Below are 15,604 nucleotides of genomic sequence, written 5' to 3'. Positions count from 1 at the left end.
CATAGTTGTCTATAGAGCGTGTAGCTATCAGCAAAAGAAATTGCGATGCTGGTCGTCTTCTAAAATTTTAGGAAAAGACGTAGCAGGATGTGGCGAAGCTGAAACAGTGGAGAAAGGCGTGCACCGTGAGCGAGGCGAGCTGGCCAGGAATCCGAGCCGACCGAAGATAACTGAAGGCCGACCTTGTCGAGGAATCGGTCGCCGTAAAAGCGCTTGAAATCAAGCACACATTGCAGCACGTCCCAGCAGCATTGCCGATTGTTGGCGTCAATTTTCTCTGCGTATCGCTGATATTCATTGCTGACATCGTTCCAGGTCTCTGCGGGTAACGCTATTGACTCGAGCACGACAGCGGCGAGTCGCTGCAATGTTCGCGCGTCGAGCCCCCAGTCGACTGGTGAACCGTCTACTTCTTGTGGAAGCTTTGCGTTTACGTTTGACAGCTTTGGTAACACGGAGATGCCGGAGACGCATAGTGGCTCACCGTGTTGAGGGCATACGAACACGCCCGGGAGCGCATGCAGGCGATGCCAATAGCTTTCACCGATTTTCTTACATTCCTCAGCGCGACATTGCTTGCAAAACCGCCGACGGGACATGTCTTCGACGTGTAGGCCTAAGGAGGCGCGCAGGCGGACGCTGTTTCCTCGTGCCGTGGCGGTCAGAAGCTCGCGTTCTAGGAGGGACCGCCTTTTTGTTGGCAATGCTATTGCCGCATAGGGAAACACAGTGTGGTTAAGCAGCAGCTCGCTCGAAGAAAGATTGGTTAGACGCGATAACCCTTGGAAGAACGACGGGTACAGGTAAAACAGGTCACTTGACCTGTCTTCCAGGACTTTGACGAGCGATGCCGGGGCAAGCCCGAGATGATGGCAAGCCCGGATGAGCACGCTGCCAAGCAGCTCATCCGGATAAGGTGTCGGAAAATAACGCATTAAACGTAGCCGAGCAACTCGTGCAGGGGCCGTGCTGCTCCCATGGCGACGAGTTCGTCGAAGGTTGTCGTGTCGCTTTCACTCGCTCGATGAATGGCGTTCCGATAATCGTCCGGCGCAAGTTCTACGAGCGCGGCTGCATCGATTGCCCGCTTCTTTTTCCCGCGAACGGGAGCAGGAGGCTTCGCAAGCTTCAGTGCCGCACTGGTGGCGTCGACGAGGCCGACCGCTTTGCCTTCCTTCGCGACTTTTGAAGCCATTGAAAATGCCCGGTCTTCGTTGATGCCCGCCTCGACCAGTATGCTGGCGACACGCGGTACCAAGGCAGGATTGTCGGCAGTAAGCGCCGCTCCACGCTGACGCACGCCTTCATAGGCGTTAAGGGCATCGTCGAGCAGCGATGTGAATTCAGGTGGTGTGATGTCTTCATAGCGGCAGCGGGCGTCGATATCACCGGTTTTGAGCGCATCGACGATTGGTGCGACTCGCGAGAGCTCGTTGGACATGATTGCGGCGAGAGTCTCAATGGAGAAAGTCTCGGTACCATCGAGGACGCCCCGCCATTGTGCGCACATGAACAACTTGACGGCAAAGTCCGGGATTCCCTGGCAACATTCGTACATGAAGTTGGACATGACGTCATCGAGTTCCACTGGCTTCTGCAGCCACTGAAACGGCCAAAGAGTCGAGATGAGGTCCTCCCACTCACCGGGCTCGTTCAGGTCGCCGCTTCGCGACAACGCATCCCAGGTGGGAAAGCCAGCACCGCTGCTGCGGCGAGCAACGCTGGCATCGACCCCAAGAGCTTTGAGTGCCTTCATTGTGCCAGCGAACACGACGGGAACGCTAAGCTCGTTCGCGCTCGTTACCAGTGAGGCCATAAGCGCCCCGTTCGTCTTGCCGGCATTCCGCAGATTTTGGATTTCGTCGATTACCAGCACCCCGACATAATGGTTGTGCAAGGCACGTGCGCAGTGATTCAGCAGTACATCTGCTGCCAAAGATGGCTTGTACAGTTGGAAGTAATTTGCATCTGGCACGAGCAGGTCGAGCTTTCTCAGGATAGAGAGGGCCAGGCCTTTAACTGAAATGCCGTCGTGCGGACATTCGATGTGCAAGTACGGAATCTGCATGACTCCGTCTGAGTGAAGAATAGCCTCCGGATAGCGGAGAAATATACGGCGCACGGTTGTAGTCTTGCCAGTCCCAGGAAGTCCAATTAGGGCTGACGATAGCTGGGGATTTGCCTTGCGTTTACTCTGGGTCGGAAAGGCGCGACCCTCCTGTTTTGCCTCGTAGAGCCGTTGATAGGTCTCAATGTGTTCCTTCGAACGGATTCCGCGACGCGAATAGCCGGTTCGCATAAGCGTGTCAAACGCGCGCGCGAGACTGAGGTGTCGTTGCAGTGGCCGCAGAAGATGGGCGAGTTCCGCCACCATGCAGAGGCGCTCGCTCGCGGACCAGTCACGTTGCTCAACGGAGAACTCCGGAAGCTCGAACAGCTCCTCCGCGAGTTGCTCGTCCGAAGGAATGGGCGGGAGTGCAGCAATGAGCGCGTTATCGCGGAACTGAGGGATACGTTGTTCCGTGTATCGGGCTTCGACACAGTAAGGATTAAAGATGGGTGAGTTCATGCGTTTTCTCCTGTGCTTTTCGGCGCAGCAAATTATCGATAGGCGAGCGCGGGCGTTCGGCCGCCGCCTCAACTAGTGTTCTCGGTTGTTGGTGAGCGCCGACTCCGACGTGGTCTGACGGGTGCAGCGTTATCACATTGCGGACAGGCTTCAACTCGCTGCTTGTGGGCGGCAAAGTTGTCTCTGCTCGTCGACGACGGCTCTTTTCGGCATTGCGTTCAGCGGCGGTATCTGCTTTTCGCGCGGAGCGCGCCCCGCCTGTTCGAGCCTGTTTGGTCGCGGCTTTTGCTCTTGTTACGATAGCTTCTGCCCTTTGCCGTCGGTTCATTTCAGCCTGATTGGCCCCATCTTCGAGCAATTTCTCCGCCCGTTTCTCTTCTGCGAGGACGTATTCGACCTCTGCGAACGAGTAACCTGAGAAGCGGGCACTGTCTTTGGCCAATTTGCACTTGAACGTTCGTCCCTTGGAGTGAACAATGATGTAGTCAACTAGTCGGAGGTCGTAGGAGCAGTGCACCTCCGGTGCCTTTCCAAGGCCTGCATTGACCATCCATTGTCGAACGGTCGGGTCGTCGTCTACGGACTTGTAGACGCAATTTTCGAATTCAATGCCCTGCTGCGTCACTTTTGCCTTCTTGCTTTTGGGGGCGTCTGTTGTTCGAGGCAGCAATTGCAGGTGAAGATAGTCGTATGTGTAATTGGCACCGGCACATCCATTGTGCTCGACTTCCTTTTTCCAAAGCTGAATCGGAATTGCATTCCACCCAGAGAGGACTTGTGCGGGTGATAGCGGGTAGTTTTTCATCACCGTCGTGTTGTGCTTTATTACTTGACCCAAGATAAGCGAAGTACATTCTTCGACCGTCAAAGCTGCATCTAGATGATATTTCGTCCCGCGACGTTTGACAGCTTCCATAGGAGGCTCGTAACCTGGTGCCAGGTCCTTAATCGCGCAGTGAGCGGCGTGGAACCCTGCCTCCACCACGCCCTTTCCGATAGGGAGAAGAGACTGTGTGTTCGAGATGATGGCCTCCATGCCGTCGCATATGCGGTCACTGTTTCGTGAAGCCATTTCCCCTCGGTCACCGAGAAACTTCGCGGGAAATATTCCGTTGGCGGGCCAATGAGCGGGGTCGTATGGGTGACCGTATTTCTCACACAGTGCATGCTTGTCCTCAGCAATGCTTAGTATTGCGAGCATTGCGCCGGTCCACGACGCGTTTTCGAGACCGAGATAGAATCCGACAATCAGACGCGTCTTGCGGTCGTGTATCAGGTACAGGGTCGGTTTTCCGATGATGCAGTGCCGATTGGCTTCAGCTACCAAGAAGATATCGAAGACGGTCGCATCAATTTCATAGATGTGACCGGGCGCGACAGCTTCTTCGAGCGAACTACCGGTCATCGGCTTATTTTCACGGTCGAAGTTCTTATCGCCCTTTTTACCGCGCTTCACATCCTCCGGGGTAAAGCACGTTTTGAGGATATGTCGAAACTGATGGATAGAGGGATGTTCGCCCTCGGGACGCTTCACGAGGTCCCCGTTTCCGTCCCTGAACGAGTAGTGTTTGGCTATCAGGTCAATATGGACGCCCTTGAGCGAAGCGTGCTCTTTTTTTATGTAGCGCTTTTCGATGAAGTCTTTCGCCCGCTTGATATCTTCGGTGCCCATCTGGAATACGTTGTATCGGCCGTACTCTGGCGTACGCCCACGGCCACTCGTTCCTGACGTTTGATTCAGGCCATTGCGTGCGCTTCCAGGAATCAAAACATACTTGCTCTGTCCCTGTGACCACCATTTGTTTAGATACTTATAAATGGTTGTCTTGGAAATGCCAAGTTCTTCGGCGCGTGCACGTACAAGCCGATTGCGTTTAGTCCCGTCAAGGATATCCGCATTCTCAGACCCATCTGCATTCAGAAGCAGGGGCTTAATCGCCTCGTATGCCGCATTGGCGCGATTGCGTGCATTTTCGGAGTAAAACGCAAAGTCGGGCGACTTCGAGCAAGTAGTGGATTTCGCGTCGAATTGAGAGTGACTACGGAGAACGCCAAAGTCGCGCTCGACAGGCCACGAGTGTGCCTTGGACAGATTTACGACCCAGCCAGAGGTGGGAGAGGAGGTTTTGACGACACGATATTGGCAGCCGTCGTTGCCATTAAAAATGTCGTTTTTCAAAAGGACCTGCATGATAGTCTCTGTGTATGTTGTGACGGTGGATACGCCGATTTGCTAGAACGCTCGGTTCGTTTCCGCGATTGCATTCTCGACAGTCTGAACGGACTGGTCGTAGGTGAGCGATGAATCGAGGCAGGTTGATTCCCGTGAGTTCCTGTGGAACGGACGAGTTCTAAACGTGCGGACGTTCTGGAAAGTGAGGCGTTGAACAGCAGACTCGACGGCGCCTTTTGAGTAAGGATTGCTAGGAAACATGAGATATGTCCTTGTAGTTGGATGAATTGCAGGTCTGGTTTGGTTCGTGCGTCACTGCCCGACGGCTCGCTGAGAAGCGCAATCAGGTTCAACAAGGAAGCTTTGGAGTGGAAGCTTTGCTACATCAGAGTTGCGCAGGTCGCATTTCAGCCTGTGGCCCCACAGAAGCGTTCGAGCGGCTCGTGACGCGTCGCCACTTCGCAATCCGTGGCGTTCATCGAACGCCTGGCAATACTCGGCGAGGGCTCCTTTGTACGAGGTGTTCGCGAGTTCGTAGAGCATCTGGTCGGATTTCTCTTTGATGTAGCCGACGTACGCTTCGTCTTCGCCGGTCTTCGCGATTCCCCCGCGAATCCACTCGATGTTTTTGACCAGTTGCGTATGCAGCTGTGAATGAAGTACGAGATGATGTGGCACATTCATGCCGGCGAAGTAGGTTCGCGTGATTTGTAGCTTGGCGATGATGTGGTCAGCGTTCTTTGCATCCATGTCCTCAGAGCGTTTGCAATCAAAGGCAGCGAAGCGCAGGTCTCCACCTCGCTTATCAACGCCGAGAAAATCCACAGTCATCACCGTCGGAACATTCGTGCCAGGGTAGTAGGGGTGCTTGACGCCGAGTGCTTCCGCAATCTCTAACGTGAGTTTGCGTTCGAGTGGATAGCCTTCGTATAACTCGGGAAATTTTCCGGAGAATTCGAGCAGCAAGAAGCTACGCCACTCAACGTCCGACTGAAGGTGTATGGTGCGGCCATAGACCGGGCTCCATGCGCGATGCGTGCGCCCCGCTGATGCCATGTCGTGCACGCCGAGCCACGGCACGTAATCGGGGCCCTCTCCGGAACCTTGACCTTCTTTGATAAGCCGTTCAATTACCGGCTCGCTCCACTTCTGAATTCCTTTTGTCATGACAACTCCCGTAGTGAATGTTCTTGAGCGATATGTGCTCAGGACATATAGCGAGAAATGTCCGCATGAATTTTTCCTAAAATTTACGGGCGGGCGTGGCGGGGCCAGTTCTCTTTAGACAAAGTGGGGCCTTTGGCACGTGAGTTGGCACGGAGGTTGTTGCCGAGGTGGGACGCAGGCGAGACGAACCTAAAGAAATCCCCTTCGCCGACGTGAATGCGGTGGCGGTTACACAAGCGCAATCCGTCGTCGTCGCCGAAACGCAGAGAGTGTTGTAAAGAAGTGGAACTCGGTCATCTGCAGCTCCTTACGCGGAACGACGGTCTATCGACAGCGTCCACGCGCGTAAGCATCTACTTTTGAGATAAGACGAAACTCGTATATGGCGTAAAAATCTCATATATGAGATTATAGAAGCGTATACGAAGGAGGCAAGGAATAATCCGCCTTTTGCAATCAGGTCACAGGCGGATGGCGGACTGGTACCAAATCGCGGGGAATGTGCTTCGGGCCGAACTTGCTCGCCAAGGCGTGACATACCGTCAGCTTGCCGCTGCGATGGCTCAAATTGGCGTATCCGAAACCGAACGCTCAATCGCAAGCAAGCTTTCACGCGGGAGTTTTAGTTTTGCCTTCTACCTGCAGGCCATGCTGGCGCTTGGCCGAACTGACTTTCGCGTGGACCTGACCGACGTGCGCTAGCTGGAGCGCGGCCTACGCCAACCCTTTTGCTCGCGCCACTTCGTTTTGCCGCGCGTAGGTTTTAAGTCTCCTTTTCTTCGCGCCCCATTTCTCACCGCAAAGGCGCATCAAGAGCGCCTGCATTCGGGCTCGCCCTCCAATTTGTATGTATTTGCATAATCTCATATATGAGACTATCGTCTCATATATGAGATTATGCCGCGCTGCCTTATAAGGAGCGGAGATGCTGAAGATAACCGCAGAACTGCTCCCGTCCGGGAGTTCTGCGGGCCGCAGGACTGTGGGAACAGTTGAAATCGTCAACATTGGCGGCGACGCCGCATATGTCTCGTACGCAATCCGGGTTTAAGAACACAACACTGAGCTCGCAAGAGTTTGGCAATAGGTCGAACGCCCACGCTTTGCTGCCAGAGTGTGTCGGGCCTTGTGCTGCGAGGCATAGCGGTCGCGCCTGCGGGCAAAGAAGAAATGCCACCAAGACCCACCCGTGGCGCGGGCAGCCTGAGGCGCAAATGTCAGGAACCGCGTCGGCATAGGTAAGAACGGAAGTCGAAGAGTGGACGGTACCTTATGTACGTGTACGGCGACCTCATATTGGCGACGGTGATACTAATCTCGTGCGCGGCACTGGGTTGGTTGATAGGGAGACTCATTAGGGGGCGTCCGCCGAAGGTTGAGGCAATGCGGCCGCGGCTTTCTATTAGCACAGCGTGTCTCAGGGACGCGCACAACTCAGCACTGTCAGTTCATACACGACTTCGATGTGCGTTCGAGTCCGCATACTTTTGTTGCTGTGAAATCGCTGAGAAGTCCGGCAAGAATATAGAGGACTACGAACATCAAAGTAATGATGTTATGAAGATTGGGATGATGAAATTGGGAGCGAGAGAAGATGAACGGCGTGTTTTTTTGCTGCTCGCAAGATGGGTATCGTCTGCTAGCCCGCTTTTGCCAGAAGTCGGAGTGAAGGAGGCATGTGGGTTTGCTATCCACGTGCATGATGAGGCGGTACGAGTTTTATCGTAGACAGCAGCGATGAACCAATCATGGGACAGGCTCCGGCTGGTCTTTTTGTAGGAGAGCACTTGCGATTTCTTGGTAATTGAAAGAGGAGGTCAATACACTGCAATCAAAGCTTTGTGGTGGACATCGCCTCATTCTCGGCGCTGACTGGGGGCGTACATCCTGCAAGAGCGTTCTTCGACCCAAATGGACCGGCCCTTACTTTCGAACAGTTCCGCAGTTCCGTGGTTGTCGCCACTAGGCCTCTTGGAGGCAGAAGCATGAAAATAATCTCGATTTATGACGGAGAGTATTTCGCCGGTGAGTCCCCGTTGCCACTTCTCTGCGAAATTGAGGGCAGCGTGACCCCTTACGGGAGAGAGCCTTTCGGCATCCTTGAAGAGGCGGAAAAGGTACTGGAGATGTGCGAGGAGCGATATGGCGCTGCTCGCCCGAGTGGTGATTGCATGACCGTGGTCGTGGCACGGAAAGTTGGGAACGATGTCATGCCAGTCGTGAGGCTTGACATACACGCTCGCAACGGCACCGCGCGCGCGAGTATCCAGACGTATGATTTTCCGAGCTGGAATGCCGAGCCTACGACATATGCACCCGATGACGATGCCGTCACGATTCTCAGGAAGGTAATCGCTGCGTTGTGACGAATACAAAGCGTGGGCAATCGAGCCAAAGTAGTGCGACTCAGGAGGTCAAATGTTGAAGCTGAGGTTCTACCCTAACTCACGCAAAGTATGGATTGGGGAACTGCTTGGCGCTGAAACCAGGCTGCTCGCTGCGACGCATCCCGCGACAATAGCAGCAGCTGTTTTCGCGATGGATGAACACAAGCTATGCGTCGAAACGGCAAAAGGGCGCTGTAAGATGGCGTTTCCTTTCGAGGATGCAGAGGGTGGATTGTTGGCTGCGCTCATGCAAGACGCGCAGATGTACGATTGGATGAGGCTATTTTGTACGTTCTCACGTTTCGACTTTGCCAACCCTCTTCCGTACGATACTAAAGCTGATGTCCATTTCCGTGTGGCTGTATTTCATCTTCCGGCCGAGCTGGTGAAGGTCCATCCTTCGGAGCCAGAGCCAGAGAATTTTAAGCTCCAGTTGAGGAAGCGGAACCAGTTCATATACTACCCCTGGTGCTGAACACCTTGCAGCGCCGAAGTCTGGTAGACCGTCGACGAGTGCGTTGGCTTGCCATCTCCACTATTTTTCCGCGACGGAAGCAATGGACTCATCTTCGGTGTACCAAGCTCAGTACCGCAAATGAGCTTTACAAGGCAACAGAATTTGATGGCTACGTCGCGTGCGATTGAATCGACGCCAGCTTGCTTGGCCAATGTCTGCCTACGAACTCAGTATCACAAAAAAGCCCGCTGGGAAATCGGTCTTCCTGCCAACAATGCTGTGCTTATTCGCTCTCGACGGTCCGACAGGATACAGACGAGCAAGCGCGAGCAGCCGTGGCTGCTCTCCAGTCACTGGCATTTGATGCAGAAAAACGCGTGACGCACGTTGTATTGCCAGTGAAACTCGTGCTTCGAGGCTCTGTGCTCCCACTGCCGCACAACTAAGCGGATTGAGCGGCTTGGGCCACGAAAGGACGCCTTTGCGCACAAGTAATCGACAACGATTGCTGTATGACGCTCCACTTGCACTCGCAGGTTGTGCTGTTTGCTCCCAATCGTCCGTGAAAATGCGCACAATCGCGAAGGGCCAATCCGCTACTCTGTTGTGTGGAGCACGCTGGTCTAGTCGTCGTTAGGGCAGAGACCGCGAAGGAACTCACCGGCACATCAAGCGCTCAGGAGGCACGGAATGCGTCGCGCGGTGGTGAACAGTTTGGGAAGTCCCCTCACATTTTCTATCGAGTCGACTGAGCTGCCAGCGCCATCTCGCGGCGAAGTTTTGCTTCGCTGCGAGGCGACTGCTCTCGGATTTGTAGATGGCCTGATTGTGCAAGGCCGGTATCAGATAAAACCGGAATTCCCGTATGTGCCTGGGGGCGAAATCGTAGGGACTATCGAGGCGATTGGGGAGGGTGTCACCACCCTCGCTGTCGGCCAACGAATCGCGGTTTGGCAATTCGGGGGAGGGTTGGCTGAATTTGCAGTCGCAGCAGCAAAGGACGCGACCGTGGTGCCAGATGGCCTCGCAGCAGAAGTAGCGTCTGCAGTTCTGGTCGACTACTTGACTGCCTACTACGCATTGAAGGTGCGTGGGGTGCTACGGCGCGACGAGACCGTTTTGGTATTGGGTGCCGCAGGTGGGGTGGGACAGGCTGCTATCCAGATAGCACATCTACAGGGTGCGCGAGTGATAGCAGTAGTCTCATCTGCAGCGAAGGCAGCGCGGGTATCTGAGCTTGGAGTCGGACACGTTGTTGTGCACACGCCGGACAGCATCACACTACGCGAACAGTTGCGCACCATCGGTGTCGACGGCTCGATAGACGTGGTTGTAGACCCTGTCGGAGGGGCAGATTTCGAGTCGGTCTTTCGCACATTGACGAAGGGAGGCAGGCATCTCGTCATAGGGTTTGCCGCGGGGGCGATACCGACGCTCCCAGTCAATCTGGCGCTGCTCAAGTCGGCAAGTCTGGTAGGTGTCGACGTCAGATACTTCGTGAACTCCAATCCAGATGATGCATTGGCAGTGACGAGAATAATTTTTCAGCACCTCGTCGATGGCCACCTCAAGCCACCAGTTCGTCAAAGCTATGCGTTGCAAGAAGCGGAAGCTGCTTTCGCTGCACTTGCTGACAGAGAGCGCATAGGAAAGGTCGTTGTCACCCCTTGATGGTACGTCGCAACGCTCCTCCCGCTGGTGACAGGAGCGTTGACGACAGGTTCGTTAGATGGCCGTCCGCTTCATTCGGTTACGGAGAAACATCCATCGACCGTTCTCGTCCAGGAAGCGTGCGCCCGAGATGTTAACGTAGCCGAGCAAGATGCCGAGGCACAACGTCAACATGACATAGAGCCATTTGTCGGCGCCGGCAAAGAAGGTGCTCGCAATGGCACCGAACATCATTGGGATGCTACAGAACAATCCAAACGGCTTAAAAATGCCGTGCACGGAGCACAAGACCGACGTGGCGATGAAGACAGCAATCACCAGGGCGGTGCTGGACGCGAAGTGCAGGAGGGAGAGAACTGCGCTGAGCTTGATATAGGCGAGTCCCCAGACAACACCGAGCAATGCACTCGTCAGGTGGTTGGGCATTTGCTCCAGCTTCCCGCCGCCGTTCAGAAAAATCGGCAACGCGATGAAGGAGCAGGGCAAGACGCCGCCGGCGGCTAGCGGGCTCATCAGATATAGCCAAACGTAAATCGCTGTCGTCAGCCCAATCCAGATGCCGAGGTTGATAGAGAAGCGGACCTTCATGATTTCACCTGTAAGTAGTTTTAGTTCGAGAGTCCGTACTGAACGAGTGCAATTTCGTTGGTACCGGAACGAGATACAAAACTTCAGCGCGCAATGGTTGTCGCGCGCTCGTCACAGGTGACAGGGTTGAAGAGACGCTCCGCACATCATGACGTGAAATGCATCGTAGATATGCAAATTCGGAACTGCTTGACTAGGAACGCCAATTTCTATTGCTTGGCACAGACATGCAGGATTGGTGCGGGTACTCACTAAAGCTCGCCTTAGTAGGCATCGATTTCCCCGCACGCTGAAAAGCAGTTTGTGCGCTGTTAATTCACGATTCGTTCCCAGTCCCACGCGGCTTGCTCGGGTTGGTTATGCAGCTCCCAGAAAGTCGCCCCGATTTCACGCGACTTCTCGGATTCCGGCGAGACGAGAGTGGCTACCGTAACCGTCGCGAGGTGGACGTTGATGGCGCGCAACGGCTCGAACAGCGCTTTCGCAGCCGCACGGAGGCCTGCCTTTGCGACGCTGATGTTGATGAACGACGCGGTGGGCTCGATGCCGAATCCGCCGCCGGTGAGAAGTATTGTGCCTCCGCGGTGGGCGAACAACTCGCGGGCTGCCTTGACAGCAGCCAGGGCGCTGACGAGGTTGATTGTGGCTTCGCTCTGCAGGCTTTCAACGCTCTCTGACTCCAGCGGCGCAGTCCGAAGTGCGCCGCTCGCATCGTAGTGGAGAACGCCAGCGTTGTAGTGAACTACCGCAAGGTCATCGCCGAATTGCCGAATCAGTTGCTCGACAGCGTGCGGGTCTGCTGCGTCAACCGTAGCGAATGAGATGTTGGCTCCCGCTTCATGCAGCGAGGTAATGGCGTCCTTCAGCTTGCTTTCCGCACGTGCTGCGAGTACGACGCGATATCCCTCAGCCGCGAATTTTTGAGCGGTTGCCAGACCGATTCCAGGGCCGGCGCCAATCACGAGATAAGTTTTCAATTTCTACTCCTTGCACTGATGTTGAAGAACTCGCTGTTGCGAGCGTGTGGCAAGGGTAGGAGGTTCGGGGTGGCGAGGGAATCATCGCGAGACTACACTCATTATGAACAAAAAATTCACAATGAGGCCGCTATGAGTGGACGTTTGGCTCTCGGTTCGTCACCGAGCTTGACCGCATTGATTGCCTTTGAAGCGGTCGCTAGGCATCAGAATTTTCGACAGGCAGCAGCTGAGTTGCAGGTCACTCCGACAGCTATTTCAAGGACCATAAAGCACCTTGAGGAGCAACTGAACGTCAGACTTTTCAATCGCACGACCAGGAGCGTTGCGCTAACGGATTGGGGCGCGGAGCTTGTCGAGTCCCTTGCTCCAGCGTTGGACCGAATTTCGGAGTCGGTTCAGCACGTCGGGGAGACCATCGACGTTCCGCGCGGGACACTTCGAATAAATACTTCCTATGTGGCGTATCAGTGCTTTATCCGTCCGATTCAACGGGAATTCGTGCAGCGCTATCCCGAGGTGACTTTCGATGTTTCGATTGATGACCGTCTCGTCGACATAGTGGGCTCTCGCTTCGACGCAGGCATCAGGCTCGGACATGCCGTGCAACAGGACATGGTCGCAGTGCCTCTCGGTGTCGAGCAGAAGACGGTTGTCGTCGCGTCTCCCGACTATCTGCTAAAGCACGGAACACCGCGGACGCCGGATGACCTCTTCGGGCACCGGTGTATCCGTCAGAAGTTTGGCGGTAGCGGCCGATACTTCGAATGGAGGTTCGGGACTCGCAAGACACCCTTCTCGATGGACGTGGGCGGCAATCTCATACTGAGCGAGATGCGCACGGTAGTGGAGGCTGCAGCCGACGGACTTGGCCTGGCCTATGTTTATCGCCAGTTTGCGGAGCCAGCACTTGGCAGTGGGATGGTGCGGCCGGTCTTGGAGCGCCACTGTGTTCCCGGCGCCCCGTTCTATCTCTACTACCCTCACAGGACACGCATGCCAGCGAAGCTGCAGGTCTTCGTGCATTGGATGCGAGAAACCTACGGCCCGGCGAGCTACCCGAAGCGTTAGCGTAGAACGGCGGTCGTGTTTTGCGCCCGGATGCAGGCTCTCCCGCCCCTAAATTGGCTTCGACAGTCAATTCCGAATGGCCGTTCGGGACAAGCATCTCGCATATTGGCTTCGTAGCATGGAAGCAAGGTCGGAACTCGCCCCATCTGACTCGGGCTCCGCGACCTAGCCTTAACCATGTACTACATTCACCATTGCGAGGTTTAAGTGAATACCCGTAGCTCCGACCGTTCCGGTACTGCCCAGAGCAGTGTTGCCAACATTCCGGCACCGACCCCGGAGGATATTCTCCAGATTTCTCGTAACCTCGGCCTCGGCGTGAACGAGTCCGAGGCTGGCTTCTACGCTGATGTCGTGGCGAAGAGCGTGAAGAGTTACGACACGGTCTTCTCGATTGCAGCCGAGGCTGCGCCGAAAGCACCGGTCGGACGCGAATACGTCGAGCCTCCTGCCACGGAAAACACCAACAACGCTTGGTACGTCCGCTCAGCAATCGTTGAGTCGAAGACCGGACCGCTTTCGGGACGCCGCGTTGCCATCAAGGACAGTATTCCGGTCGCCGGGCTTCCCATGCTGGCCGGCTCGAATATCTTCGATGGCTACGTCCCCGAATTCGATGCTGAAGTGGTTCGTCGCATCCTCGCCGCGGGTGGCGAGATAGCCGGTAAGGCGCATTGCGAATATCTGTGCTTCTCGGGCAGTAGTCACACGAGCGTCGCTGGGCGCATCCAGAACCCGTGGGCGGACGGTTTCTCGTCCGGCGGCTCGTCGTCCGGCTCTGCGGTGCTCGTCGCGTCCGGCGAAGTCGATATGGCACTCGGAGCTGACCAGGCGGGCTCGATTCGTATGCCTGCGTCGTTCAGCGGCATTGTTGGCCTGAAGCCGACGTATGGCCTCGTCCCGTACACGGGCATTGCGCCGCTCGACGCGTCGTTTGACCATGTCGGTCCGATGACCGCTACGGTCTCCGACTCCGCGCTGCTGTTGAGCGTTATCGCCGGCCCGGATGGCAGCGACGCACGCCAGCACGGCGTCAAGCCTTCGGACTATGAGGCCGCTATGGCCCAAGGCGTCAAAGGCCTGCGCATTGGGGTGCTCAAGGAAGGGTTTGAGGTCCCCGGCAGCGACCCGGCCGTAGGCGAGCGAGTGCGCGCGGCGGCCAAGGTGCTGGAAAAGCTCGGCGCCACGCTCGTTGACGTATCTGTGCCCCTGCATATGCACGGATTCGATATCTGGACCGCAATCGGCTGGACCGGCATGACGGAAACGGTCTTGAAAGGCAATGGCTTCGGTATTTCCCGCAATGACCAGTATCCGATTTCGATGATGGAATGGGCTCGCGACAATGCTGTGGGTATCGACCAGGCACCGCCGAGCGTGAAGCTCTTTTTCGTCATTTCGGAATATGCGAAGCGCCACATCGGCTACGTAGGCTACGGCAACGGCATCAACGCTGGCCGCGTACTCCGACGGAAATACGATGACCTGCTCAAGGATGTCGACCTTCTCCTGATGCCGACGACCCCGATGACGGCCACGCCGTTGCCGGACGAGTCGACGTCCATCGAAACCGAACTGAAGACGTCGCACCCGATGGCCCTCAACACCTCACCGTTCGATTTCACGCATCACCCGGCGCTTACGCTTCCCTGCGGCGGCGTGAACGGCATGCCGGTCGGCCTGATGCTCGTCGGCCGTCACTACGACGAAGCGACTGTCTTCCGCGCCGCCAAGGCGTACGAGGCAACCGGCGAAGGGGCATACCGCTAACAGCAGTAAAAAAACGCCCCTGGTCACAGGGGCATCAACGACTGGAGAGTTAGCATGATTGGCATTCACGACATCGGCGGATACCACAACCTCGGTCCCATTCAGACGAAGGACGATGAGGTTTTCCACGAAGACTGGGAAGGGTTGACCTTCGGTCTCCTCCTCGTCGCCGGTACGGTTGGAACTTGGGCGCTCGACGAATTCCGGCACATCATCGAGCAGATGCCGCCGGCGCGGTACTTGGACACGCCATATTACGTCCACTGGCTCGAGGCCATCGAAGAACTCGTCGTGCGCGATGGCTTCGTTTCGCGTGACGAAATCAACGCACGTCAGCAGGCAATCCGCGAAGGAAAGCCGTTGCCTGACCTGAGCGGAATGAAACTCGACCCGGCGGTCGTGGAAAAGCTGCGTGAAGGCGCGAAGAAGATTGCATACGTTGGCCTTGGCGCTCGGCGTCCCGACCAGAAGCAGAATTTCTCCATCGGCGACCGGGTGCGTGCACGGATTGCTCCCGTACCGGGCCACAGCCGCTTGCCGCGGTTCATTTGGCACAAGCCGGGCACCATTGTGGCGTACAGCGGAACGTATCCGCTCGCCGATACGGTCGCCCATCGAAAGGGCGAGAACGCTCAGCCGACGTATGCCGTCCGTTTCGAAGGCAAGGACCTCTGGGGCGACCAGGCTGAGCCGAATACCAGTGTGACCATGGACCTCTACGAGTGCTACATGGACCTCGACACCGCACCCGCAGTTGCAGCATAAGACGGAGAA

Annotated in this window: 14 protein-coding genes; 8 read left to right on the top strand and 6 right to left on the bottom strand. The window is 56.0% G+C overall.

Features of this window, described 5'->3' with window-relative positions:
• Positions 1-59: 59 nt before the first annotated feature.
• The 4 genes from BMY06_RS06975 to BMY06_RS06960 form a co-directional block, all read right to left on the bottom strand.
• Positions 60-935, bottom strand: coding sequence for a TniQ family protein (locus BMY06_RS06975; protein ID WP_074982301.1), 876 nt, complete (start codon positions 933-935; stop codon positions 60-62).
• Positions 935-2,569: an AAA family ATPase gene (locus tag BMY06_RS06970; RefSeq protein ID WP_074982299.1), complete on the bottom strand. Its 1,635-nt coding sequence runs from the start codon at positions 2,567-2,569 to the stop codon at positions 935-937. The genes BMY06_RS06975 and BMY06_RS06970 overlap by 1 nt, the downstream gene beginning before the upstream one ends.
• Positions 2,550-4,760, bottom strand: coding sequence for a cell envelope integrity protein TolA (locus BMY06_RS06965; RefSeq protein WP_074982298.1), 2,211 nt, complete (start codon positions 4,758-4,760; stop codon positions 2,550-2,552). Before BMY06_RS06965 ends, BMY06_RS06970 begins: the two co-directional genes overlap by 20 nt.
• Before the next feature lie 294 nt (positions 4,761-5,054).
• Positions 5,055-5,909 (bottom strand): heteromeric transposase endonuclease subunit TnsA, encoded by an 855-nt coding sequence (locus BMY06_RS06960; protein ID WP_074982296.1) that lies wholly within the window; start codon positions 5,907-5,909, stop codon positions 5,055-5,057.
• A 471-nt stretch (positions 5,910-6,380) separates the two neighbouring features.
• Between BMY06_RS06960 and BMY06_RS06955 the strand changes: the two genes are divergently transcribed.
• The 5 genes from BMY06_RS06955 (at position 6,381) to BMY06_RS06935 (ending at position 10,424) form a co-directional block, all read left to right on the top strand.
• Complete coding sequence (locus BMY06_RS06955) at positions 6,381-6,611, top strand: DUF6471 domain-containing protein (RefSeq protein WP_074982294.1); 231 nt, start codon at positions 6,381-6,383, stop codon at positions 6,609-6,611.
• Positions 6,612-7,894: 1,283 nt separating this feature from the next.
• The gene (locus tag BMY06_RS06950; RefSeq protein ID WP_074982292.1) at positions 7,895-8,275 is read left to right on the top strand and encodes a hypothetical protein; all 381 of its coding nucleotides are present in this window, start codon (positions 7,895-7,897) and stop codon (positions 8,273-8,275) included.
• A gap of 52 nt (positions 8,276-8,327) precedes the next feature.
• On the top strand, positions 8,328-8,771 hold the full coding sequence (locus tag BMY06_RS06945) for a hypothetical protein (RefSeq protein ID WP_074982290.1): 444 nt from the start codon (positions 8,328-8,330) through the stop codon (positions 8,769-8,771).
• Positions 8,772-8,953: 182 nt separating this feature from the next.
• Positions 8,954-9,199 carry a substrate-binding domain-containing protein gene (locus BMY06_RS40635; RefSeq protein WP_074982289.1) on the top strand — a complete coding sequence of 82 codons (246 nt, stop codon included), beginning with the start codon at positions 8,954-8,956 and terminating at the stop codon, positions 9,197-9,199.
• 244 nt (positions 9,200-9,443) lie between these two features.
• Positions 9,444-10,424 carry an NADPH:quinone oxidoreductase family protein gene (locus tag BMY06_RS06935; protein WP_074982287.1) on the top strand — a complete coding sequence of 327 codons (981 nt, stop codon included), beginning with the start codon at positions 9,444-9,446 and terminating at the stop codon, positions 10,422-10,424.
• Positions 10,425-10,478: 54 nt separating this feature from the next.
• Here the strand turns inward: BMY06_RS06935 and BMY06_RS06930 are convergent, their stop codons facing one another.
• On the bottom strand, positions 10,479-11,012 hold the full coding sequence (locus BMY06_RS06930; RefSeq protein WP_074982286.1) for a DUF1097 domain-containing protein: 534 nt from the start codon (positions 11,010-11,012) through the stop codon (positions 10,479-10,481).
• 311 nt (positions 11,013-11,323) lie between these two features.
• Positions 11,324-11,989 (bottom strand): SDR family NAD(P)-dependent oxidoreductase, encoded by a 666-nt coding sequence (locus BMY06_RS06925; RefSeq protein ID WP_074982284.1) that lies wholly within the window; start codon positions 11,987-11,989, stop codon positions 11,324-11,326.
• Positions 11,990-12,121: 132 nt separating this feature from the next.
• On the opposite strand from BMY06_RS06925, the gene BMY06_RS06920 reads away from it, so the two are divergent.
• The 3 genes from BMY06_RS06920 (at position 12,122) to nthB (ending at position 15,595) form a co-directional block, all read left to right on the top strand.
• Positions 12,122-13,060: a LysR family transcriptional regulator gene (locus BMY06_RS06920; RefSeq protein ID WP_074982658.1), complete on the top strand. Its 939-nt coding sequence runs from the start codon at positions 12,122-12,124 to the stop codon at positions 13,058-13,060.
• 207 nt (positions 13,061-13,267) lie between these two features.
• Positions 13,268-14,830, top strand: a complete 1,563-nt coding sequence (locus BMY06_RS06915; RefSeq protein WP_080180202.1) for an amidase — start codon at positions 13,268-13,270, stop codon at positions 14,828-14,830.
• 54 nt (positions 14,831-14,884) lie between these two features.
• Positions 14,885-15,595 carry a nitrile hydratase subunit beta gene (gene nthB / locus BMY06_RS06910; protein ID WP_074982282.1) on the top strand — a complete coding sequence of 237 codons (711 nt, stop codon included), beginning with the start codon at positions 14,885-14,887 and terminating at the stop codon, positions 15,593-15,595.
• Positions 15,596-15,604: the final 9 nt, after the last annotated feature.

The organism is Paraburkholderia tropica, assembly GCF_900109265.1.
GTDB classification, from domain to species: Bacteria; Pseudomonadota; Gammaproteobacteria; order Burkholderiales; family Burkholderiaceae; genus Paraburkholderia; species Paraburkholderia tropica.
Note: the sequence above shows the minus strand (reverse complement) of the source record. Positions and strands in the feature narration are given on the sequence as shown.

Bases quoted from the DNA above. Each gene is read 5' to 3' on its own strand.
- BMY06_RS06975 (WP_074982301.1), bottom strand. From the start codon at position 935: ATGCGTTATTTTCCGACACCTTATCCGGATGAGCTGCTTGGCAGCGTG.
- BMY06_RS06970 (WP_074982299.1), bottom strand. From the start codon at position 2,569: ATGAACTCACCCATCTTTAATCCTTACTGTGTCGAAGCCCGATACACG.
- BMY06_RS06965 (WP_074982298.1), bottom strand. From the start codon at position 4,760: ATGCAGGTCCTTTTGAAAAACGACATTTTTAATGGCAACGACGGCTGC.
- BMY06_RS06960 (WP_074982296.1), bottom strand. From the start codon at position 5,909: ATGACAAAAGGAATTCAGAAGTGGAGCGAGCCGGTAATTGAACGGCTT.
- BMY06_RS06955 (WP_074982294.1), top strand. From the start codon at position 6,381: ATGGCGGACTGGTACCAAATCGCGGGGAATGTGCTTCGGGCCGAACTT.
- BMY06_RS06950 (WP_074982292.1), top strand. From the start codon at position 7,895: ATGAAAATAATCTCGATTTATGACGGAGAGTATTTCGCCGGTGAGTCC.
- BMY06_RS06945 (WP_074982290.1), top strand. From the start codon at position 8,328: ATGTTGAAGCTGAGGTTCTACCCTAACTCACGCAAAGTATGGATTGGG.
- BMY06_RS06935 (WP_074982287.1), top strand. From the start codon at position 9,444: ATGCGTCGCGCGGTGGTGAACAGTTTGGGAAGTCCCCTCACATTTTCT.
- BMY06_RS06930 (WP_074982286.1), bottom strand. From the start codon at position 11,012: ATGAAGGTCCGCTTCTCTATCAACCTCGGCATCTGGATTGGGCTGACG.
- BMY06_RS06920 (WP_074982658.1), top strand. From the start codon at position 12,122: ATGAGTGGACGTTTGGCTCTCGGTTCGTCACCGAGCTTGACCGCATTG.
- nthB (WP_074982282.1), top strand. From the start codon at position 14,885: ATGATTGGCATTCACGACATCGGCGGATACCACAACCTCGGTCCCATT.